This window comes from Bacteroides sp. M10 (assembly GCF_014334015.1).
Lineage (GTDB): Bacteria > Bacteroidota > Bacteroidia > Bacteroidales > Bacteroidaceae > Bacteroides > Bacteroides intestinigallinarum.
On sequence record NZ_CP060488.1, the window covers coordinates 5,306,723 to 5,329,411 of the forward strand.

The 22,689-nt window shown below is 44.5% G+C and carries 16 protein-coding genes; 9 read left to right on the forward strand and 7 right to left on the reverse strand.

What is annotated here, in order from left to right:
• Nucleotides 1-7: 7 nt before the first annotated feature.
• Both panB and H8796_RS19525 read right to left on the reverse strand, forming a co-directional pair.
• Entirely contained in the window at nt 8-829 is an 822-nt protein-coding gene (gene panB, locus H8796_RS19520; protein ID WP_117935644.1) for a 3-methyl-2-oxobutanoate hydroxymethyltransferase, read from the reverse strand.
• Between the two features lie 244 nt (nt 830-1,073).
• The gene (locus H8796_RS19525; protein ID WP_117935646.1) at nt 1,074-1,721 is read right to left on the reverse strand and encodes an HAD family phosphatase; all 648 of its coding nucleotides are present in this window, start codon (nt 1,719-1,721) and stop codon (nt 1,074-1,076) included.
• Nucleotides 1,722-1,871: 150 nt separating this feature from the next.
• Between H8796_RS19525 and H8796_RS19530 the strand changes: the two genes are divergently transcribed.
• A complete protein-coding gene (locus H8796_RS19530) occupies nt 1,872-3,236 on the forward strand; it encodes an MATE family efflux transporter (protein ID WP_004325781.1) in 1,365 nt (454 codons plus the stop codon).
• A gap of 39 nt (nt 3,237-3,275) precedes the next feature.
• Here the strand turns inward: H8796_RS19530 and H8796_RS19535 are convergent, their stop codons facing one another.
• Genes H8796_RS19535 through H8796_RS19545 form a run of 3 tightly spaced genes read right to left on the reverse strand, consistent with a single transcriptional unit; the run spans nt 3,276 to nt 8,620 of the window.
• Nucleotides 3,276-5,594, reverse strand: a complete 2,319-nt coding sequence (locus H8796_RS19535) for an ABC transporter permease (RefSeq protein ID WP_117935648.1) — start codon at nt 5,592-5,594, stop codon at nt 3,276-3,278.
• 18 nt (nt 5,595-5,612) lie between these two features.
• Entirely contained in the window at nt 5,613-6,287 is a 675-nt protein-coding gene (locus H8796_RS19540) for an ABC transporter ATP-binding protein (RefSeq protein ID WP_117935650.1), read from the reverse strand.
• 23 nt (nt 6,288-6,310) lie between these two features.
• Complete coding sequence (locus H8796_RS19545) at nt 6,311-8,620, reverse strand: ABC transporter permease (protein ID WP_187343863.1); 2,310 nt, start codon at nt 8,618-8,620, stop codon at nt 6,311-6,313.
• A 268-nt stretch (nt 8,621-8,888) separates the two neighbouring features.
• Here H8796_RS19545 and H8796_RS19550 point away from each other — a divergent pair, with 268 nt between their 5' ends.
• The 6 genes from H8796_RS19550 to hcp all read left to right on the forward strand — a co-directional run bounded on the left by H8796_RS19550 (nt 8,889) and on the right by hcp (nt 15,689).
• Nucleotides 8,889-9,692, forward strand: coding sequence for a metallophosphoesterase (locus tag H8796_RS19550; protein ID WP_117935717.1), 804 nt, complete (start codon nt 8,889-8,891; stop codon nt 9,690-9,692).
• The gene (locus tag H8796_RS19555) at nt 9,673-10,476 is read left to right on the forward strand and encodes a hypothetical protein (RefSeq protein ID WP_117935654.1); all 804 of its coding nucleotides are present in this window, start codon (nt 9,673-9,675) and stop codon (nt 10,474-10,476) included. Before H8796_RS19550 ends, H8796_RS19555 begins: the two co-directional genes overlap by 20 nt.
• Nucleotides 10,477-10,573: 97 nt before the next feature.
• Entirely contained in the window at nt 10,574-11,914 is a 1,341-nt protein-coding gene (locus tag H8796_RS19560; protein ID WP_117935656.1) for a sigma-54 dependent transcriptional regulator, read from the forward strand.
• Entirely contained in the window at nt 11,911-13,224 is a 1,314-nt protein-coding gene (locus H8796_RS19565; protein WP_117935658.1) for a PAS domain-containing sensor histidine kinase, read from the forward strand. The genes H8796_RS19560 and H8796_RS19565 overlap by 4 nt, the downstream gene beginning before the upstream one ends.
• 10 nt (nt 13,225-13,234) lie before the next feature.
• A complete protein-coding gene (locus tag H8796_RS19570; RefSeq protein ID WP_004303519.1) occupies nt 13,235-13,903 on the forward strand; it encodes a Crp/Fnr family transcriptional regulator in 669 nt (222 codons plus the stop codon).
• 154 nt (nt 13,904-14,057) lie between these two features.
• Nucleotides 14,058-15,689, forward strand: coding sequence for a hydroxylamine reductase (gene hcp / locus H8796_RS19575; RefSeq protein ID WP_187343864.1), 1,632 nt, complete (start codon nt 14,058-14,060; stop codon nt 15,687-15,689).
• Nucleotides 15,690-15,741: 52 nt separating this feature from the next.
• Here hcp and H8796_RS19580 read toward each other — a convergent pair whose 3' ends face one another.
• Nucleotides 15,742-16,926 (reverse strand): uracil-xanthine permease family protein, encoded by a 1,185-nt coding sequence (locus H8796_RS19580; protein WP_117935661.1) that lies wholly within the window; start codon nt 16,924-16,926, stop codon nt 15,742-15,744.
• Between the two features lie 166 nt (nt 16,927-17,092).
• Between H8796_RS19580 and H8796_RS19585 the strand changes: the two genes are divergently transcribed.
• Together H8796_RS19585 and H8796_RS19590 are read left to right on the forward strand one after the other, a co-directional pair.
• Complete coding sequence (locus H8796_RS19585; protein ID WP_117935663.1) at nt 17,093-18,559, forward strand: potassium/proton antiporter; 1,467 nt, start codon at nt 17,093-17,095, stop codon at nt 18,557-18,559.
• Between the two features lie 281 nt (nt 18,560-18,840).
• On the forward strand, nt 18,841-20,505 hold the full coding sequence (locus tag H8796_RS19590) for a long-chain fatty acid--CoA ligase (protein ID WP_004295728.1): 1,665 nt from the start codon (nt 18,841-18,843) through the stop codon (nt 20,503-20,505).
• Nucleotides 20,506-20,603: 98 nt separating this feature from the next.
• Here H8796_RS19590 and H8796_RS19595 read toward each other — a convergent pair whose 3' ends face one another.
• Complete coding sequence (locus H8796_RS19595) at nt 20,604-22,616, reverse strand: glycoside hydrolase family 97 protein (RefSeq protein WP_117935665.1); 2,013 nt, start codon at nt 22,614-22,616, stop codon at nt 20,604-20,606.
• Nucleotides 22,617-22,689: the final 73 nt, after the last annotated feature.

The following is a 22,689-nucleotide window of genomic DNA, read 5'->3' on the forward strand; positions in this document are numbered from 1 at the left end:
ACTATATTTAATATTGTTCCTTCTCGTTGGGGAAGTAGCAATTCTTCACGTCAGAAACGTAACGGCTGATGGCATCGGTCATCACCGTGTACAAGTCAGCGTAACGACGCAAGAAACGCGGACGGAATCCGTTGTTCATGCCAAGCATGTCCTGAATCACCAATACCTGACCGTCTACGTGGCCACCGGCACCGATACCGATAATAGGTATGGTCAGTTCGGATGCTACGCGTTCGGCAAGGGTTGCGGGGATTTTTTCGAGTACAATGGCAAAACAGCCTGCTTCTTCTAACAGATGGGCGTCGCGAATCAGTTTTTCGGCTTCGGCGTCGTCTTTGGCACGCACGGTATAGGTGCCGTATTTATTGATGGATTGAGGCATGAGGCCCAGATGTCCCATTACCGGAATGCCGGCGCATACGATGCGTTTCACCGTGTCTATGATTTCTTCACCGCCTTCGAGCTTCAAAGCGTCAGCGTGGCTCTCTTTCATGATACGGATGGCAGAAGCAAGTCCTTCCATCTCGTTGCCCTGATAGGATCCGAAAGGCATATCAACCACTACCATCGCACGTTTCACACCGCGTACCACGGATTTGGCATGATAGATCATTTGGTCGAGTGTGATAGGAAGTGTTGTCACATTACCTGCCATTACATTGGAAGCAGAGTCGCCTACCAGAATTACGTCCATTCCTGCACCATCTACAATCTGTGCCATTGTGTAGTCGTAAGCTGTCAGCATAGATACTTTTTCGCCTCTCTGTTTCATTTCAACCAGGCGATGAGTAGTCACCTTTCTTGAGTCATCTGATATATAACCAGCCATGTCTTTTTAAATTAAAAATTAATGATTAAAAATTAAAACGACGTCAAGCGCCTTCAAAAATCGCGGCAAAGTTATAACATTTAATTCATAACAGAGAAGGAAATGCAAAAAATCCTTTCAAACACCTCGCTTGGATAGCTGGGAGGCGGTTGGAAGGATTCTGTGAGGTATAATAAAAGCTCCTTAACAATATAAGGAAGCGATTTATCAAGTGCAATAATGCGTTTCGGATTTATTCTTTCTCTTAACGATGCAGGGTCAGGAGCTTGTCGTAAGTCATGTCGGTGAAGTCGTCTATTATATAATGTGCTTTGCCAGTGATGGCTTCGCGTGTATTGGTGGTGGCAAGTCCGATCACTGTTGCCCCGGAAGTCATTCCGGCTTGCAGGCCGTGGAAAGAATCTTCAAAGACGTAGGTGTTTTCGGGAGTGGCTTCAAAGATTTCCATTCCGAGCAGGAAGCAGTCGGGAGCCGGTTTGGAACGGGCAAACATCTCTCCGGTCAGGATGCGGTCTACCATTCCTTTAAATTCGGGGTGGGCATTGTAGACGTTGGCCATCTTCTCTTCGTTGGAGCTGGTGACTACGGCTATCTTTGCACCGTTACGGCGAAGATCGGCTATATAGGCTTCTACTCCGGGGATGTACTCGTAGGACATCTTTTGCTCGTAAACGTAGAGTTCGGCGCTTATTTCAAGCTGGGCTTCGGGTTGGTCCGAGAAATACTTTTCATAGATTTGCAATAATGTCTGTCCCTTAATACGGCGGCCGAAATCTTCTTCATTCAGATATTTCCGTCCCTGCTCGTCCCAGAAGACTGTGTACTGCGTTTCTGTATCCATAATGACACCATCAAAATCGAAGAGTGCCGCAATCGTTTTCGTTGTATTCATATATAAACTTTCTTTTTACCTAAACGTTAAACCTTGTGTATCCGTCGCTGCAAAGTTCCGAATAATCATCGAATCAGGCAAATAATTCGTACCTTTGCAAAGCTAAAAAAAACGTAACATACGTTTTTATCCAACAAAATCTACTAGCGCATGAGCAAGAACGACCCACATATCTTAGGCAAAGAAAGTATCGGCAAATTGCTGTTACAATATTCCATTCCTGCAATTATAGGAATGACAATTACTTCTATCTATAATATTATTGATAGTATCTTCATCGGACATGGCGTAGGCCCGATGGCGATTGCCGGACTGGCCATCAGCTTTCCGCTGATGAATCTGGTGGTGGCTTTCTGTACATTGGTGTCGGCGGGCGGTTCTACGCTGGCGTCTATCCGTCTGGGACAAAAGGATATGAAGGGGGCTACGGAAATCTTGTCACACACGTTGATGCTCTGTATCACTAATTCGTTCTTCTTTGGTATTTTGTCTTTCATCTTTCTGGATGATATATTGGTTTTCTTCGGGGCCAGTAACGAGACGCTTCCTTATGCGCGGAGCTTTATGCAGGTAATCTTATTGGGTACTCCTATCACTTATACGATGATTGGGTTGAACAACGTGATGCGTGCTACCGGATACCCGAAAAAGGCGATGTTGACTTCGATGGTGACGGTGGTGGCGAACATTATCCTCGCTCCTATCTTTATTTTCCACTTTGAATGGGGAATGAGAGGGGCTGCTACGGCAACGGTGATTTCACAGTTGATCGGTATGGTGTGGGTGGTGAGCCACTTTGTCAAGAAAGACAGTACGGTGCATTTTGAGGGGAATATCTGGAAGATGAAACGGAGGATTGTGGAGAGTATCTTCGCCATTGGTATGTCTCCTTTCCTGATGAATGTGTGTGCGTGTGCCATTGTGATTATCATCAATAACAGTCTGCAAAATTACGGGGGTGATATGGCGATTGGTGCTTATGGGATCATTAACCGTTTGCTGACGCTTTATGTGATGATTGTGTTAGGTCTGACGATGGGTATGCAGCCTATTGTGGGGTATAACTTCGGAGCACAGAAGATAGACCGCGTGAAACAGACATTGCGACTGGGGATTATCTCCGGGGTTGTGATTACCAGTAGCGGGTTTATTATCTGCGAGTTCTTCCCTCATGCCGTATCGGCTCTTTTCACGGATAGCGATGAATTGATTGATTTGGCCGTAGACGGTATCCGGCTGGCTGTATTGATGTTCCCGTTTGTAGGGGCGCAGATTGTGATTGGTAACTTCTTCCAAAGTATCGGGAAGGCTAAAATAAGTATTTTCCTTTCGCTGACGCGGCAGTTGCTTTATCTTTTGCCTTGCTTGTTACTCTTTCCCAACTGGTGGGGATTGGAAGGTATCTGGATTAGTATGCCGGTATCGGATGCATTGGCGTTTATTACGGCGGTTGTCAGTCTGATGATTTACATTAAGAAAGTGTCTAAACAACATCCGGAAACGGTAGCGGAATAAAGCATTAACTGCTTTACTCCGCCTGTTGGTTTTTATTCTTTATTCTGCTTTGATGCTCTTTACGGGGTTTTCATTGGCAACGTGCCAGGCTTTCACTACCACGCAAGCCACGATAACCAATAATACCAGCAGGGCTATTCCTATAAAAAGTAACAGATCCATATCTATTCGTTCGCTAAACTGTTCCAACCATATTTGGCCTGTAAAATAGGAAGCGGCAGTACCTATCAGCACAGAGATTACGGAGATATTCAGAATGTCGTATATCAATAATTTCAGGATGCCGGAGGCTTCTGCCCCGTTCACTTTACGTATGGCTATTTCCTTGCTGCGACGTTGAGTTTCTCCATTCACATAACCAATCAATCCCGTGATGACAATAAGCAGGATGAAGCAGGATGAAATCCAGACTGCGTTACGGAAACGGTATACGCTCTTATAGCCTTCGCGGATCATGCTGTCTACTGAATTGAAGTTCAGGGCTACATTCGGGAATGTTTTTGCCACACATTCGTTCAAGCGTTTCAGGTTCTCGTCATAGGGTTCTTTTAGACGGACATTGATGGTGTGATTGGCCGATTCTTTATCGGCAATCAATACGATGGGAGACTGACTGGAATAGAAACTTCTATTACGAATATCATCAAACACTCCTACGATGGTACCTTCTACCCCACTCACTGATTTTCCTACGGCACCATCGGTCCATTTCATCAAACGAACGAGTTCTTTATTTACCAATAGATCGCCTTTTTTCTTGATGGTGGTGCCTTCTGTTATTCTGATTCCCATCACATTCGGATAATCATAGTCGCACATATTGAAATTAAGGGTGGCAATGCGTTTGCCGTCGTTACCTATCAATCCACGTGTCCAATATTCTCCCAGTACGCTGTGTGTGGATGCCGATACCCCCTCCACCATCGGTTGGCGGAGCAACTCGTCTTTTATATGTTCTACTGTTTCGCCTGACATCCAGGTTTCAGCTTCTACCAGTCCCGGAATCTTGATTCCCATATCTCCATTCATCAGGTGAGAATATTGTAACAGGGTAACCAGCAATAGTCCGAGTACAAAGGAGGTGCCCGTGAACTGGACAAATAGCAATGAACGTTTCCATCCTCTTTTTCCATCTGTATAGTGCCGGAATACCTGCGTGACGGGAATACGTGAGAACAGTTTTCCCGGTATGCCTCCTGCCAGAAGGAAAAGGACTACTACAGTGAGCAAGGGTATCCAAATGATGTCCCAGGCAAACAGTGAGGCAAGGCTGGTTCCCAGCAGGTCTTCGATCAATTCGCCCATGTTGATTATCAACAGGAAGCTAAACAGAACGGATAGTAGAACCAATACTCCGGTTTCTGCCAGAAACATGCCAAAGATGTTTCCGGAACTGGCTCCACTGCATTTATGCACTCCTACGCTTTTTGCACGACGACTGATAGTGGCTATTGAAATCAACATATAATTCATGATGGCTACAAAAAACACTGAAAAGCCGAGGAAGCCGAATATCATCAAACGTTTCTGGGTATCGGCAGAATCCAGATGGCGTTTCGAAAGAGGAACAACGCTGTATTCCAACTTCCAGTCATCCCATTGCAAGGGACTGTATTTTGCCATCACTTGTTGGATTTTGCTGTTCACCTTATCTATATCCGACGCATGACGCAAGCGTGCAAAGGCATAAAAGATATCATTCCCATTCCAACCGTTACCACTCGCATAGCGACCATCGCGGTGGATGGTAATCACAAAGTCACGGGAGAGCATCGAATTTTCGGGTATGTCTTTATAGACGCCGCGAATTGTGAGCTCCAACTGCTTGTCGGCCGAAAGGGTTTTCCCAATAGGGTCTGCACTGCCGAATGTTTCACGGGCAAAATGTTCTGAAACAAATATGCTATTCGAGATGATGAGATCTTTCGCGTTCCCTTTTAGTACGGGTATACCCATCGTTTCAAAGAAACAGGTGTCGACCATCATGTAATTTGCTTTTGACAGCAGTTTATCCTCCTTATAAATATGATAAAACTGGGAAGGAAGTACACAGGTGGCTGATTCTATTTCTTCAGGCATATCCTGCGCCAGGGTAAAAGCTACCGGATCGCAGACGGTATAGTCATAATTCATTCCGTCATCGCCCTGCACTTCGCCGGTCGTCATATTCTGTGCCGCTATTCTCGCCATTATCAGATTCTCCGCTTCCGGGTAACATTTCTCATAGCTCATCTCAAAAGCTATTTGCGAGAAAAGCAAGATGCCAACTGTTAGTCCTAAAGAAAGGGAGAGCACTCTTACAATATTCAAAGTACGCTCATGCAGTAATGTACGTATACTATAATAGATTTGTCTCATATCCACTTCTAATCAGGTTTATACTATCACACTGGCTACTACACTTCCGTCGAACAAATGAACTGTACGATGGGCAAAGGATGCATCATGTTGTGAGTGTGTCACCATGATGATGGTTGTCCCCTCTTGATTCAGTTCGGTCAACAGGTTCATCACTTCTGCCCCATTCTTTGAATCGAGGTTACCTGTCGGCTCATCGGCGAGAATCAGTTTCGGATTGGTCACCACGGCACGGGCAATGGCCACACGTTGTTGCTGACCACCAGAAAGTTGTTGCGGAAAGTGTTTGGCACGGTGGCTGATGTTCATCCGTTTCAGAATGTCTTCTACCATGCGGCGGCGTTCGGATGCTTTAAAGCCCAAGTATGTCAGAGGAAGTTCTACATTCTCGTAAACATTCAGTTCGTCGATCAGGTTAAAACTCTGGAATACGAATCCGAGTTTGCCCTTACGCACATGGGTACGTTCTTTCTCTTTCAATCCACCCACTTCTTCACCCATCAAGCGGTAGGAGCCTTCGGTGGGGTTATCGAGCAGCCCCAGAATGTTCAACAAAGTGGATTTACCACAACCGGAGGGGCCCATAATGGCTACAAACTCTCCCTCTTTTACTTCAAGGTTTACGTGATTCAAGGCAACTGTCTCCACCTCGGAAGTACGGAATACTTTACTGATGTTGTTTATTTCAATCATAATCTTTTTATTTATGTTTTTAATTATTCACTTTTAAGGCTATTCACGGGATTTTCATTGGCAATCCGCCACGATTTCCAAAGTACGCAGGCTACGATAACGAGAAGATTTACAATCGCTATCAGTACATACGCCGCCCAACTGACGGGCACGTGTTCGGCAAACATATCCATCCACATATCATTGACGTACCATGATGCCGCCACACCGATTACAACGGCTGCAACCGCCACATAGAGCACATCTTTCACCAGCATTTCCAGAATGCCGGAGGCTTCGGCGCCATTGACTTTGCGTATGGCAATTTCTTTGGAACGGCGGCGGACTTCATCGGTTGTATAGCCTATCAATCCCATCATCATCACAAAGAACATGGTAACCGCCGCCAGTATAGTAGCATTGCTGAAGACGCGGATGGAGTTATAACTCTCTTTTATCATCTGCTCCATCGAACGGAAATCGACCGTTTTATCGGGGAAAGCATCTGCCGATACTTTATTCAGTTTCTGAAGATTCTCTGCAAAAGGTTCTTTCAGCCGGACATGAACGCAGTTCCCGAAATTCTTGGTACTCATCAGGATGAAGGGGGTTTGCGGGTTGGTGAAATTACCGATCCGGAAGTCTTTAATCACTCCCACTACTTTACATACGTAACCTGAATTATAGACGGTACGGTTCAATAGTTCGGTTCCCCAGTGCATCCATTCGCCGTATGTTTCATTGATGACTACTTCGTCTTCATTTCGTGGCATACGTCCCTCCTTCATCACCATACCCATCATCTTGGGATAGTCTTCCATCATTTCGCAAAAACGGGAGGAGAAAAGTGATTGTCCACTTTCATCCTGAATCATCGTTCCGCTATAGCTATATACGGGATGGGAATCGGCACTGGACACGGACTCTACATAAGGCAGGCCGCGGAAGAAAGTCAGGGCATAGTCTTGGTTTTCTTTATTGCCGAAACCGGTATTGGCTACGACAACGTGCTTCGGATTGTATCCCAGGTCTTTGTTTAAGACATAGTAGTATTGCAGCATCACCACATACATCAGTCCGCAGATGAAAGCTACGCCGGCAAACTGCACGAATAATAGCGGGCGTTTCCAGCCTTTCTTTCCTTCTGTGTAGCGGCGGAAGACTTGTGAAACGGGGATTTTGGCAAAGATACGTCCGAGCAGTACTCCTCCTATGAGGAACAGGATAGCTACCGTCAGTAGGGGTACCCAAAGACGGTCTAAAGAGAACAGGGCTCCGAGTTCAACGGCGGTTGTGTCTTCTATAAAGTCGCGGAAGTTCAGTAAGATTAATCCCATCAGTAGTAAGGCGAAGAGAATAATGATAGCTGTTTCCAATAGGAACATTCCCAGAATTTTGCCGCTGCCTGCACCGCTGCACTTATGTACGCCGATGGCTTTGGCGCGGTATGAGAGTGAAGAGATGGAGATCAGTACGTAGTTCAAGGTAGCGATGAAAAGGATGATTATTCCCAAGATAGACATGATGTTACGCATCCGCTTCACGTCCGGTTCTTCCCTGTATACATCACAGATCGGCTTTACAAAAGCGGTATAACCTACCACTTTCTGGTCTTCCGCAGGACGATATTTCTTTATCAGGTCATTCAACCGGGCATTCACCACGGATTTGTCTGCTCCGGGACGGAAACGGATAAATGCGATCCAGCTATCGCCTCCTCTCCAGGAGTAGTTTCCCCATCCACGGCTCCATACGGTAGGCAGAGAAATCACTGCATCCGGTCTGACGGTGGCATTTTCGGGTATGTCGGCGTATGTGCCTTTCACCGTCAGTTCTATTTCTTTATTATAGGAGATTACTTTGCCTATCGGGTTTTCTTGATCGAACATCTTACGCGCCAACCGGTCACTAAGAAAGACAACATCTTTCTGCATCAGTTCTTTTTCCGGAACACCGCTCAAAACGTCGATACCCATAGTTTGAAAGAATAGTGAATCGGCTGTCACTTTGTTAGCTTCAAAACGGACACTTCCATGATAAAGAGGGGCACTCATCCAGACACAATAGCTGGTGGCTGCTTCCACTTCTTTAGGAAAATTCTCCAGTATGGCACCCGCCACCGGTCCGCAGTTCATTTCCTGCGGCTCAAAGGTTTGGCCATTGGCGGAAAAGACGGAGAAGATCTGATACAGGTTATCATAATCTTTGAAGCATTTGTCAAAGCTCTGTTCGAAAGCCACGCGGGCAAACAACAGGATGCTCATCGTCAGCCCCAACGCCAAGGAGAGGATTTTGATAACGTTGGAACCATGCCCCCGCAATAAAGTACGGATCACATAATAGATTTGTTTCATATTATATTTTATTTCTGTTTTTTCTATTTTCAAGAATGCAGAAAGCATGCCAAAAAAGAATAACAATTCATTATCAGGTGTTTATCATTTCAACCTTTCTGAATATTGTCTAATTATTAGACAGTACCGTCTAATTTTTAGACAACCGGGGGACTATTCCATTTCTCCTTTAAATTGTTCCAACAGTCTCTATTATCCATGGGGAGATTGTTCATCCCGGTAGAAAACTTTATCTTTGCATCCAGTTTTCTAAACTATTAAAGTAATGATGAAGAGGAAGAATTTATATGCACTGTTTTCGTGCTTGTTCCTTTCGGGATGCGGTATGATAGACTATCATCCGTATGACGTCCGCATCAGCGGAGAAACAGAGGTCAACGCACACAACATCGAAAGAATAGAAGCGAATTGCCAGGGTAAAACTACGATACGGTTCGTGACAATGGGCGATTCACAACGATGGTATGACGAAACGGAAGATTTTGTAAAAGCGATCAATCAACGGAATGATATTGATTTCGTCATCCACGGAGGGGATATGAGTGACTTCGGACTGACCAAGGAATTTCTTTGGCAAAGGGATATCATGAACGGACTTCATGTGCCTTATGTGGCTCTGATCGGAAATCATGACTGTCTGGGAACGGGAGCGGAAACCTACAAGGCTGTATTCGGCCCCACAAACATCTCTTTCATCGCAGGAAATGTGAAGTTTGTCTGCCTGAATACCAACGCTTTGGAGTATGATTACTCCGAACCTGTACCGGACTTTACCTTTATGGAAAATGAGATAACGAACAGGAGGGACGAGTTTGAAAAGACGGTTATTTGTATGCACGCGCGTCCCTATACGGATGTGTTCAATGATAATGTGGCAAAAGTATTTCAGCACTATGTCAAACAGTATGCAGGAATACAGTTCTGCACGGCCGCCCACACCCATCACCATCAGGACGATGTGATTTTTGATGATGGAATACATTATGTTACCAGTGATTGTATGGATTACCGTACTTATCTGGTATTTACAATAACTCCGGAAAAATACGAATATGAGCTGGTTAAATACTAATTATATCTTACGCGCAGGAGTACTGTCTGTGCTTCTCCTGCTTCCCGGTCTGATGTCTGCTACCTGCAAGAGGGATACGATTATCAACAACTACAAGGATAATTCGCTCCATTTTATCATCAAGGATGATTCAATTATCACCTTTCGCACCGGGGAGTCTTCATTCACCATTATCAAAGCGGACTCCGTGTTGCCTGCCACACCGAAGCGCACCAAACATACCCGCTATGATAATCGGGTTCACCGTTTCCGCAGAAACTGGGAGCGGATTATCCCGACTCATTCCAAAATACAATATGCCGGAAATATGGGATTACTCTCTTTCGGTACAGGATGGGATTATGGAAAGCGTAATCAGTGGGAAACGGATGTATTGCTCGGATTCATCCCGAAATATTCTTCGAAGAAAGCAAAAGTGACCATGACGCTCAAGCAGAACTATATGCCCTGGAGCATTAATATTGGAAAAGGATTCTCGACAGAGCCTCTTGCCTGTGGTCTTTATGTGAATACCGTATTTGGAAATCAGTTCTGGGTGAACGAGCCGGAACGTTATCCGAAGGGGTATTATGGTTTCTCAAGCAAAGTGCGTTTCCATGTCTTTATGGGGCAACGCCTGACCTATGATATTGACCCGCAACGCAGATTTATGGCCAAGTCTGTAACCTTTTTCTATGAAATAAGTACGTGTGACCTTTATGTGATTAGTGCGGTAAACAATAGTTATCTCCGTCCACGTGATTACCTTAGTTTATCATTCGGATTAAAGTTCCAGTGGTTATAGATGGAGGCACAAGGAGTATAAAATCAATTTTGAATTACGATTCTTGAATTATCACATCCTTTTTTCGTAAGTTTGCGCTTTACAAACTTGAACGAAAATGAGTAAATCTGGAACAATCATCATTGTAGACGACAATAAAGGGGTGCTGACTGCCATACAAATCCTTTTAAAAAGTTATTTCTCAAAGGTCGTTGCACTCTCCTCGCCTGTCACCCTGACGAGCGTCCTGCGGGAAGAAATGCCGGAAGTGGTATTGCTGGACATGAATTTCACATCGGGCATCAATACCGGCAACGAGGGATTATTCTGGTTACATGAAATAAAAAAAGTACGTCCGGATCTTCCGGTCGTACTTTTTACGGCTTATGCCGATATTGAACTGGCTATCCGAGGTATTAAAGAGGGAGCAACGGACTTTATCGTCAAACCCTGGGACAACCGGAAACTGGTGGAAACGCTGCAAACCGCAGCAACCTCTACGCACAATGACAGGAAAACGGCAAGTAAAGAAAAGCCTGTTCACTCGCCTATGTACTGGGGAGAAAGCAAGGTTATGCAACAACTACGCACTTTGATCGAAAAGGTTGCCATCACCGATGCCAACCTCTTGATAACGGGTGAAAACGGAACGGGAAAAGAGATGCTGGCACGGGAAATACATGCGCTTTCCAACCGCAAACATAAAGAAATGATTGCCGTGGATATGGGAACCATCACGGAATCTTTATTCGAGAGTGAGCTTTTCGGACATGTAAAAGGATCGTTCACTGATGCACACGCCGACCGGACAGGTAAGTTCGAGGCTGCCGAAAAGAGTACGCTGTTTCTCGACGAAATAGGAAACTTGCCCTACCATCTGCAAGCAAAGCTACTAACTGCCATCCAACGGCGAAGCATTGTGAAAGTGGGAAGTAACACGCCAATTCCTATTGATATCCGACTGATATGTGCCACGAACCGGAACCTGCAGGAGATGGTGGCGAAAGGCGAATTCCGGGAAGACTTGCTCTACCGTATCAATACCATTCATGTGGAAATTCCTCCCCTGCGCGAACGGAAAGAGGATATTATCCCATTGGCCGAACGATTTATGGCTCACTTCTGCAAGCAATATGACAAGTCGTTGATGAAGTTCACTCCCGAAGCAGAGGATAAATTGACTGCGCATCCCTGGTATGGCAATATCCGCGAATTGGAGCACGTTATCGAAAAGGCGGCTATCATCAATGACAGTCCGCTGATTCCTGCTGAATTGTTCCAATTATCCGTACCACGGACAGCTATTCAGGAACAGAGTATCTCCACTCTGGAAGAAATGGAAGTGCAGATGATACGGAAAGCGCTCGATGCCTGTGCGGGAAATCTATCGGCAGTAGCCGCTCAACTGGGAATAACCCGGCAGACGCTCTATAACAAGATGAAAAAATTCGGATTATGAGCTCACAGATCCAACAACTGGGGAGTCGGTACTGGTTCAGAGTTTTGCTGACTGTACTTTTCTGTATATCGACCGTCTGGTTCGGTATTCATCAGTCATACGGTTGGTTGGGGGTTAGTCTTTGTCTGCTGGTACTTAGCATCATCTGGCAAATCCGCCTGTACCAGCTTCACACCAAGCAGGTGCTTTTCATGATTAACGCGCTTGAGAATAATGATAACACTTTTCATTTTCCCGAAGAAAACGGTACTCCCGAAAGTCTAAAGATCAACCGGGCACTCAACCGGGTGGGGCATATCTTATATAATGTAAAAGCGGAAACCGCCCAACAAGAGAAATATTACGAGCTGATTCTGGATTTTGTCAGTACAGGATTGCTGGTACTCAATGACAATGGGGCTGTTTATCAGAAGAACAAGGAGGCACTCCGTCTTTTGGGGCTGAATATATTCACGCATATCCATCAGTTGAGTAAAGTAGACACTACACTCATGGAGAAAATAGAGAACTGCCGTCCCGGAGACAAACTGCAAGTGATATTTCACAACGAACGGGGAACCGTTAATCTATCCATACGTGTATCGGAAATCAATGTGCGCAAAGAACATCTGCGTATTCTGGCTCTGAACGACATCAATACCGAACTCGATGAAAAGGAAATAGATTCATGGATTCGCCTGACACGGGTTCTGACGCATGAAATCATGAATTCGGTCACGCCTATCACTTCCCTTTGTGACACTCTTCTTTCCATGTCCGAGGGCAAAGATGAAGAGATCAGTCACGGGTTGCAGACCATCAGCACCATAGGAAAAGGGTTGCTCTCTTTTGTAGAATCTTACCGGCAGTTTACACGCATACCTACACCGGAACCGTCATTGTTCTATGTAAAAGCGTTCATAGAAAGGATGATTGAACTTGCCCGCCATCAGAATCCGTGTGACACCATTTGTTTCCACACGGAGATTTCTCCTGCGGACTTAATTCTGTATGCGGATGAAAACCTCATCGCCCAGGTGGTTATCAATCTTCTGAAGAATGCCATTCAGGCAATCGGCAGCCAGCCGGATGGTAGAATCGAGCTTCGGGCTTATTGCAATGACATGGAAGAAATATGGGTCGAGATCAAAAATAACGGTCCTGAAATCCCGTCGGAAATAGCAGAGCATATCTTTATTCCTTTCTTCACCACCAAAGAAAATGGTAGCGGAATCGGACTTAGTATTTCACGGCAGATCATGCGTCTTTCGGGCGGGAGTCTCACTTTGCTTCGAGAGAAAGAAACAACGTTTATTTTAAAATTCAAATAACTATTGATATATGATACCTGCACTCGTCAACAATCCCTTATTCCGGGGGATCACTCCGGAAAGACTTTTTGCCGATCTGGAAGAGATCAGTTTCCATACACGTTCTTATAAGAAAGGGGAAATCCTGGCTCAACAGGGGGCTGTGTGTAATCGCCTCGTCATCCTGACCAAAGGAAGCGTGCGTGGAGAGATGATTGATTATTCGGGGCGTCTTATCAAAGTGGAAGACATCGCTGCTCCAAGAGCGATTGCCCCTCTGTTTCTATTCGGTGAGGAGAACCGCTATCCGGTGGAAGTGACTGCCAACGAACCGACAGAGGTTATCGAACTTCCTAAATCAAGTGTATTGAGTTTATTCCGTAAAAACGAGCAGTTTTTAGAAAACTATATGAATCTTTCTGCCAATTATGCACGGACTTTATCGGATAAACTTTTCTTTATGTCGTTTAAAACGATTCGTCAGAAACTTGCTTCGTACCTGCTCCGATTATATAAACAGCAGCAACAGACGCATATCACCCTCGACCGTTCACAACAGGAATTGAGTGATTACTTCGGGGTATCCCGTCCTTCCCTCGCCCGTGAACTGGCGCACATGCAGGAAGATGGATTATTGATAGCCGATCGCAAGCATATCACTATTTTACAGAAAGAAGAACTGGTACGGCTTATCCAATAATAGGAACTGTTTTAAGGATTTATGAATTGAATAATGAGTGTTTTAGATAAAAAATATTCATTGTTGTAACATTGGTTACAGAATTAGCTGAAACCTTTCTTCTACTTTTGCGTTCAATAAATAAAATATTGGACTAATTAAAAACGTAAAAGTTATGAGTATGTTCTGTTATCAATGTCAAGAAACCGCAATGGGTACCGGTTGTACCTTGAAAGGTGTATGCGGTAAAACATCTGAAGTGGCTAACCTGCAAGACTTACTACTCTTCGTAGTACGTGGAATTGCTGTCTACAACGAACATCTGCGTAAAGATGGACATCCTTCCGAACAAGCAGACAAATTTATCTATGATGCTTTGTTCATTACCATCACCAACGCCAATTTTGATAAAGTGGCTATCACTGAAAAAATCAAAGAAGGACTGAAACTGAAAAATGAACTTGCCAACAAGGTAAAGATTGAAAATGCTCCTGACGAATGTCTTTGGAATGGAAGCGAAGATGAGTTTGAAGAGAAATCAAAAACTGTCGGTGTGCTTCGCACTCCCAACGAGGATATCCGCTCACTGAAAGAACTTGTACACTATGGCCTGAAAGGAATGGCTGCTTACGTAGAGCATGCGCATAACCTGGGCTACGAGTCACCGGAAATATTTGCTTTCATGCAACATGCCTTATCCGAACTGACCCGCAATGATATTACAGTGGAAGAACTGGTTCAGCTGACTTTGGAAACAGGAAAGCATGGAGTATCGGCAATGGCACAGCTGGATAAGGCGAATACCAGCAGCTACGGAAATCCGGAAATCTCACAAGTGAGTCTCGGTGTACGCAATAATCCGGGTATATTAATCAGCGGACATGATTTGAAAGACCTGGAAGAGTTATTGGAACAAACAGAGGGTACAGGAGTAGATGTATATACTCACAGCGAAATGTTGCCTGCACATTATTATCCTCAACTAAAGAAGTACAAGCATCTGGCAGGAAACTACGGAAATGCCTGGTGGAAGCAGAAAGAGGAATTTGAAAGTTTCAACGGTCCTATCTTGTTCACAAGTAACTGTATCGTTCCGCCACGTGCAAATGCCAGCTACAAGGATCGTATTTACATCACAGGAGCCTGCGGCTTGGAAGGGGCACATTACATCCCCGAACGTAAAGACGGAAAACCGAAAGATTTTTCTGCACTGATTGCTCATGCTAAGCAATGTCAGCCACCGGTAGCCATTGAAAGCGGAACGATTATCGGAGGATTCGCGCATGCACAGGTGACAGCCCTGGCAGATAAAGTGGTGGACGCCGTGAAGAGCGGAGCTATCCGTAAATTCTTTGTAATGGCAGGATGCGACGGACGTATGAAGAGCCGTGAATACTATACGGAATTTGCTCAAAAATTACCTGGTGACACCGTGATTCTTACTGCCGGTTGTGCCAAGTACAGATATAATAAACTGGCTTTAGGTGATATCAACGGCATTCCGAGAGTGTTGGATGCAGGACAATGTAACGACAGTTACTCACTGGCCGTCATCGCTTTAAAACTGAAAGAGATCTTCGGATTGGATGATGTGAATCAGTTGCCTATCGTATACAACATCGCCTGGTACGAACAAAAGGCGGTCATTGTTTTATTGGCATTACTGGCTTTAGGAGTGAAACATATTCATCTGGGTCCTACTCTCCCCGCTTTCCTTTCACCGAACGTAAAGAACGTATTGATCGAACAATTCGGAATCGGAAGTATCAGTACAGTAGATGAAGATATTGTGAAGTTCCTATCCTAAATAACAATCAATCAAGCGGGGATTTGGAGATTCCCGCTTGATTTACAGAATATCAATCCTCTCTAGGCAATATTAAATTGAGAAGCACTCCCACTAAAGCTGCCAGTCCAATGCCGGACAATGAAAAATCGCCCCAATTAAAGGCAGCGCCACCAATGCCGACAGTCAGTGTCAAAGACACAATGATTATATTTCTGGTACGACTCAAATCAATGCAATTATTCACAAGATTACCAATGCCCGCGCAAGCAATCGTTCCGAAAAGTAATAACATGATGCCGCCCAGTACCGCACTTGGAATGGATCTTAGTAATGCACTGATTTTACCGATAACAGAAAATAAGATAGCGGAAATGGCAGCTATTCTTATCACTTGCGGATTGGTTATCTTTGTCAGAGACATGGCTCCGGTCACTTCCGAATAAGTTGTCACAGGAGGACCACCCAACAATCCGGCACAGAAACACGCCAGACCATCCCCCAATAAAGTACGGTGCAACCCCGGATCTTTCACGAAATCTTTTCCGGTGACCGTATTAACGACATAAATATCACCAATATGTTCTATCACCGGAGCAATGGCTACCGGAATCATAAACAACACAGGTTCCCATGAGAATTTAGGAAAGACAAACTGCGGCAATCCAATCCAGGCAGCATCCCTGACACCGGACAAATCTAAATCGTAGAAAAGCCATGCAGCCAGATACCCTACTACAATTCCACAGAAGATAGGAATCAGTTTCAAAAGCCCTTTGGCTTTCATTGAAACAACGACTGCGGTAACCAACGAAAGCAGTGCCAATACCCAGTTCTCTTTTGCCATATTCACTCCCGTTCCCGCCAGTGACAAACCTATCAGAATGATGACAGGTCCTATGACAACAGGAGGAAACAGCCGCTCAATCACCCTCACTCCCTGCCATTTGACAAGCGCACTCATCACAAAGTAAACTAATGCTACTCCAACCATGCCGGATAAGGTGCCGGGCAACCCATAAAGTTCTGTCGCTTTAATGATAGGCGCAATAAATGCGAAACTACTCCCCAGAAAGATAGGAACCTTTCCACGCGTGACCGCATGAAAGATAAGCGTACCAATACCTGCTGTAAACAGAGCTGTAGAAGGGTCAAGCCCCACCAATAACGGCACGAGTACCGTAGCACCGAAAGCTACAAACAAGAATTGTACCCCCACCACCCCTTTCCTCAAAGGTGTAAGATTATTTGAATCCATAAGTATAATGTAGATTATTCTTTGCAAAATTAGTCTTTTTAGACAATTTAACTCCCTTTTTTCACAAAAATACATCCAAAAAGGGTTTTTATTTGTTGTTAATAATGTGTAACTTCGCACGGTGAGAATTAATACGACAATTTTATAACTTTATAATATATTGCCTATGATATTTACAGCAGAAAACACCCTACTTATCGGTTCTATCTTACTTTTCGTCAGCATCGTTGTTGGAAAAACCGGATACCGCTTTGGAGTACCTACCTTATTATTGTTCCTCGTAGTAGGAATGTTGTTTGGAAGTGACGGCCTCGGCCTGCAATTCCACGACGCGAAAGACGCCCAATTTATCGGTATGGTGGCCCTTAGTATTATCCTTTTCTCGGGAGGTATGGATACGAAATTCAGAGAAATCAAACCTATTCAAGGTCCCGGTATCGTGCTTTCCACTGTCGGAGTACTACTTACAGCTCTTTTCACCGGACTCTTTATCTGGTGGATATCAGGTATGAGCTGGTCGAATATTTATTTACCTATCACTACTTCCCTGCTTTTGGCCTCCACCATGTCGTCTACGGACTCGGCTTCGGTGTTCGCCATTCTCCGTTCACAGAAGATGAACTTGAAACATAACCTTCGTCCCATGCTGGAACTGGAGAGCGGAAGTAATGACCCGATGGCCTATATGCTGACCATTGTCCTGATACAATTCATTCAATCTGCAGGTATGGGAGTCGGAGCTATCGTGGGGTCTTTCGTCATCCAGTTTATCGTCGGTGCAGCCGCCGGATATGTACTTGGAAAGCTGGCCATCCGCATGTTGAATAAGCTCAACATTGATAATCAGGCCTTGTATCCCATCTTATTACTTGCATTTGTATTTTTCACGTTCTCCATCACCGACTTACTGAAAGGTAACGGATACCTTGCCGTATACATCGCCGGTATCATGGTAGGAAACAATAAAATCATGCATCGTAAAGACATCTACACCTTTATGGACGGACTGACCTGGTTATTCCAAATCATCATGTTCCTTTGTCTGGGATTGCTTGTCAACCCGCACGAAATGCTCGAAGTAGCTGCCGTGGCATTGTTGATTGGTGTTTTCATGATTATTATCGGGCGCCCGTTAAGCGTGTTCCTTTGTCTGCTTCCATTCCGGAAAATCACGATGAAATCACGTATTTTCGTATCCTGGGTAGGATTACGCGGTGCAGTTCCTATCATCTTTGCTACCTATCCGGTAGTGGCGGGCGTAGAAGGTTCGAACCTCATTTTCAACATTGTATTCTTTATTACCATTGTCTCATTGGTCGTACAGGGAACAACCATTTCTTTCGTCGCCCGGATTTTGAATCTTTCCAAACCGCTGGAAAAAACCGGTAACGACTTCGGAGTGGAACTTCCGGAAGAAATTGACTCTGACCTTAGTGACATGACTATCACCAAAAGTATGCTGGAAGAAGCAGACACATTGAAAGATATGAATCTCCCGAAAGGCACGCTGGTAATGATCGTGAAGCGCGGAGATGAGTTCCTGATTCCCAACGGAACGCTGAAACTGCACGAAGGAGATAAACTGTTACTTATTTCCGAAAAATCCAAAGAAGAAGATACTGATTCAGAATAACATCAGAAAAGAGTTATTCAGCACACTATAACTGATTCGTCTCCACGCATGGAACCTCTTGCCTTGGCAAGGCATTCGTTTCATCTTCATGCGTGGAGACGAAATGTTTTATATAGGCCAATGAACTAGTTCTAAGGAAGAAACACGAATGACCTTTATCCGGCTGGTAAAATTGTTCGCTCCCCCTCCGTTAATTAACCGTAAAACTTGAATTTAAAATTCGGTTTACATCTACGAAGTATTAATTTTGCGCAGTTTTAAACTAAATGTGCAAAAATCGAATGGAACAAGAACATCAGTTCATTGATTATATTGAGCAAAGCATCATCAAAAACTGGGACAAAGATGCCTTAACTGACTATAAAGGAATTACCCTCCAATATAAGGATGTAGCGCGTAAAATCGCTAAATTTCACATCGTCTTGGAAAGTGCCGGCATCCAGCCGGGAGATAAAATAGCCGTTTGCGGACGTAACAGTGCTCACTGGGCAGTTACTTTCTTGGCGACTATCACTTACGGGGCTGTTATTGTTCCCATCTTGCATGAATTCAAGGCAGATAATATTCATAATATCGTCAACCATTCCGAAGCCAAATTACTTTTCGTCGGCGACCAGGCATGGGAGAACCTGAATGAAGATGCCATGCCTTTGTTAGAGGGCATTGCTTCGCTGGCTGATTTCTCGGCATTAGTGTCCCGGAACGAAAAACTGACTTACGCTTTTGAACACCGGAACGCTATTTACGGCCAACAGTATCCCAAGAACTTTCGACCGGAACATATTTGTTACCGGAAAGATCGACCGGAAGAACTGGCTATCATCAATTATACTTCCGGTACCACAGGTTACTCTAAAGGAGTGATGCTCCCCTATCGCAGTCTTTGGTCGAACGTGGCTTATTGCTTCGAAATGCTGCCCGTTAAACCGGGAGACCATATCGTTTCCATGTTGCCTATGGGACACGTGTTCGGTATGGTATATGATTTCCTTTACGGATTCTCTGCAGGTGCACACATCTATTTCCTGACGCGTATGCCGTCTCCGAAAATCATTTCCCAATCTTTCTCCGAAATCAAACCCAAAGTGATTTCTTGTGTACCGTTGATTGTGGAAAAGATTATCAAGAAAGATATTCTTCCTAAAGTAGACAGCAAAATCGGCAAGTTATTGCTGAAAGTGCCTATTGTGAATGATAAAATCAAATCATTGGCACGACAGGCTGCCATGGAAATCTTCGGTGGAAACTTTGACGAGATCATTATCGGAGGTGCTCCTTTCAATGCGGAAGTAGAAGCTTTCCTTAAAAAGATAGGGTTCCCCTACACCATCGCTTACGGTATGACGGAATGTGGTCCGATTATTTGTTCCAGTCGTTGGGAAACACTGAAACTTGCTTCCTGCGGAAAGGCAACCAGCCGGATGGAAGTCCGCATCGACTCACCGGATCCGAAAACGCATGCCGGAGAAATCGTATGCAGAGGAATGAATATGATGCTGGGGTATTATAAAAATCCGGAAGCTACGGCACAAATTATTGATGCTAACGGTTGGCTGCATACCGGCGACCTCGGTACGTTGGATGAAGAGGGTTATGTGACAGTCCGCGGACGTAGCAAGAACCTGCTTCTCACCTCTAGCGGACAGAATATCTATCCCGAAGAAATTGAAAGCAAGCTGAACAACATGCCGTATGTTTCGGAGTCACTGATCGTCTTACAACACGAAAAACTGGTAGCCCTGATCTACCCGGATTTCGACGATGCTTTCGCTCATGGATTGCAGCAGACGGATATTCAGAAAGTAATGGAGCAAAACCGTATCGAATTGAATCAACAGCTTCCTAACTATTCTCAAATAAGCAAGATTAAAATCCATTTTGAAGAATTTGAAAAGACTGCGAAAAAGTCAATCAAGCGCTTTATGTATCAGGAAGCAAAGGGATAAACAAATATTTAAACGCAGATTAACGCGGATTATCGCAAATTAATTTATCTTTTAAAATCTGCGATAATCCGCGTTAATCTGCGTTTAAATATAATCTATTAATTAAGTGTCATAAATGAAATAGCCTGTCCGCCTCCGGCAGCCATTCGTATGTTCAACGTATTTTCAGAAGTAACCGTTTGTTCCGTTATCTGGTAATCCGTAGGATTTGATTTCCAATCCGCATTCTCTCCATCCGCATAGATGACAGCTTTATACTGTTTGCCCGGTTCCAGGAAATCCAGTTTTATTTCCAGTGTACGGGGTTTCTCGTTCGTTGCCGCTCCCAAGAAATAGTTGCCTTTTGCTTTACGCACGATGGCTACAAATTCCCCCGGTTCTCCTGCCAATGCTTTCGATTCGTCACAATCCGGATCAAAATCGCGGAAGAACTGGAAAGCCGGATGGCCTTCATAATTTTCAATCATATCAGATGCCATCTGCAAGGGAGAATACAAAATCACCCAGTTAGCAAGCTGTTTCGCCAATGTTGTATTCACACGGCTGTTTCCTTTATCCTGATCGTTCCATTTCTGGCGACGGGGAGAATCTTTGGTATTCAGAAACAAAATATCAAACGTACCCGGTGTATAATCCAGCGGACCGGACAGCATACGGGTGAACGGCAACATGACATGATGAGACGGAGGATTTCCTTCGCTCCATGCATTCCATTCCATCCCTCTCACTCCTTCACGTGTCATCATATTAGGCCATGTACGACGGATACCGGTATCTTTAATAGGTTCGTGCGCATCCAGCGTCATCTTGTGACGGGCAGCTGTTTCCACCACTTTCTGATAGTGGTTGACTCCATATTGGCTGTGATGAAGATAACCATTCGGGAAAGCTCCCGCATATCCTGTCTTCAGGACATGGATACCGTGGTCTGTGTACCATTGCATAGCATGATCCATCTGGCGCTCATAATTGGGAATATTCCCTCCGGTCTCGTGATGGCCGATAACTTCAACTCCTTTTTCCTTTGCATAACGAACCACTTCATCAATGTCAAAGTCAGCATACGGTTTCGTAAAGTCAAAGTTTTGCATACCACCCCAGCTTTCCCAGCCTTCATTCCAACCTTCAAACAAAACGCCTTCAATCTGATTGGCAGCGGCAAAATCAATGTATTTCTTGGCATTGACAGTAGTGGCTCCATGACGTTCATCCATCTTCCAGGTTTCTACGCCGAGATGCATTCCCCACCATACACCTACATATTTCATCGGACGAATCCAATCGGTCGTTTCTATTTTACTTGGTTCATTCAGATTTAAAATCATAGCCGAATTAATCAGACTAACGGCATCCGGAACAATCTGAATAGTACGCCAGGAAGTAGTGAAATGATTACCTTTACGCACTTTCACACCATCAGGCCATGGAGCAAGTTCAGCTTTCAACGTATAGTTTCCTGCCTGCTTCAAAGTCATTTCCGAAAAATCGTACAATGCCGCTTCATGAATACTTCCGTAGACACCATCGGCAGTTTTAAAGGTGAAAGGAGTATTGGCTGTCTCCACCTCGGAAATGGGACGTTGCGCATAAAGCAATTCATAAGTTTCGGCGCTGGCAGGAATAGACCATGATGTACCGTCCTGACGAAAACGGAAAGTTGTCAATTCATCCGTAATCAATAGGGAATCCGCTGCGGGCACATTATATTCATAACGGAACCCTACCCCATCATCAAACACACGGAAACGAAGCGTTAACTCCACCTGATCTTTATTGACCAGATTTACTGCCATCTCATTATAATGATTCCTATTGGTTTTATTTTCACCCCATGGTTGCGTCCATGTTTCATCCTTACTGTCGAAAGTCGTGTTTTTTATCTGAAATCCTCCGCCCAGGTCGATACCGTTTTTCTCCGTAAATCCCAAAGTCGAATTTTCAATCAACAATGAGTCACCTACTAAAACGTTATACAACGGTTTGCCGTTGTCGTCTACTGTTAAAGCCATTTTGATATGACCGTCCGGCGATTTCACTTCTGTTTTCGGACTGCTACACCCGTAACATCCCAGCACACACAGAAAAGCTCCAATGACATAATTTATTTTCATAGCATATCTATTGTTTGTATATAGTACAACTCAAAAAGAAGAAACACTTAAATGTAGGGCGGATTTCTTTCTC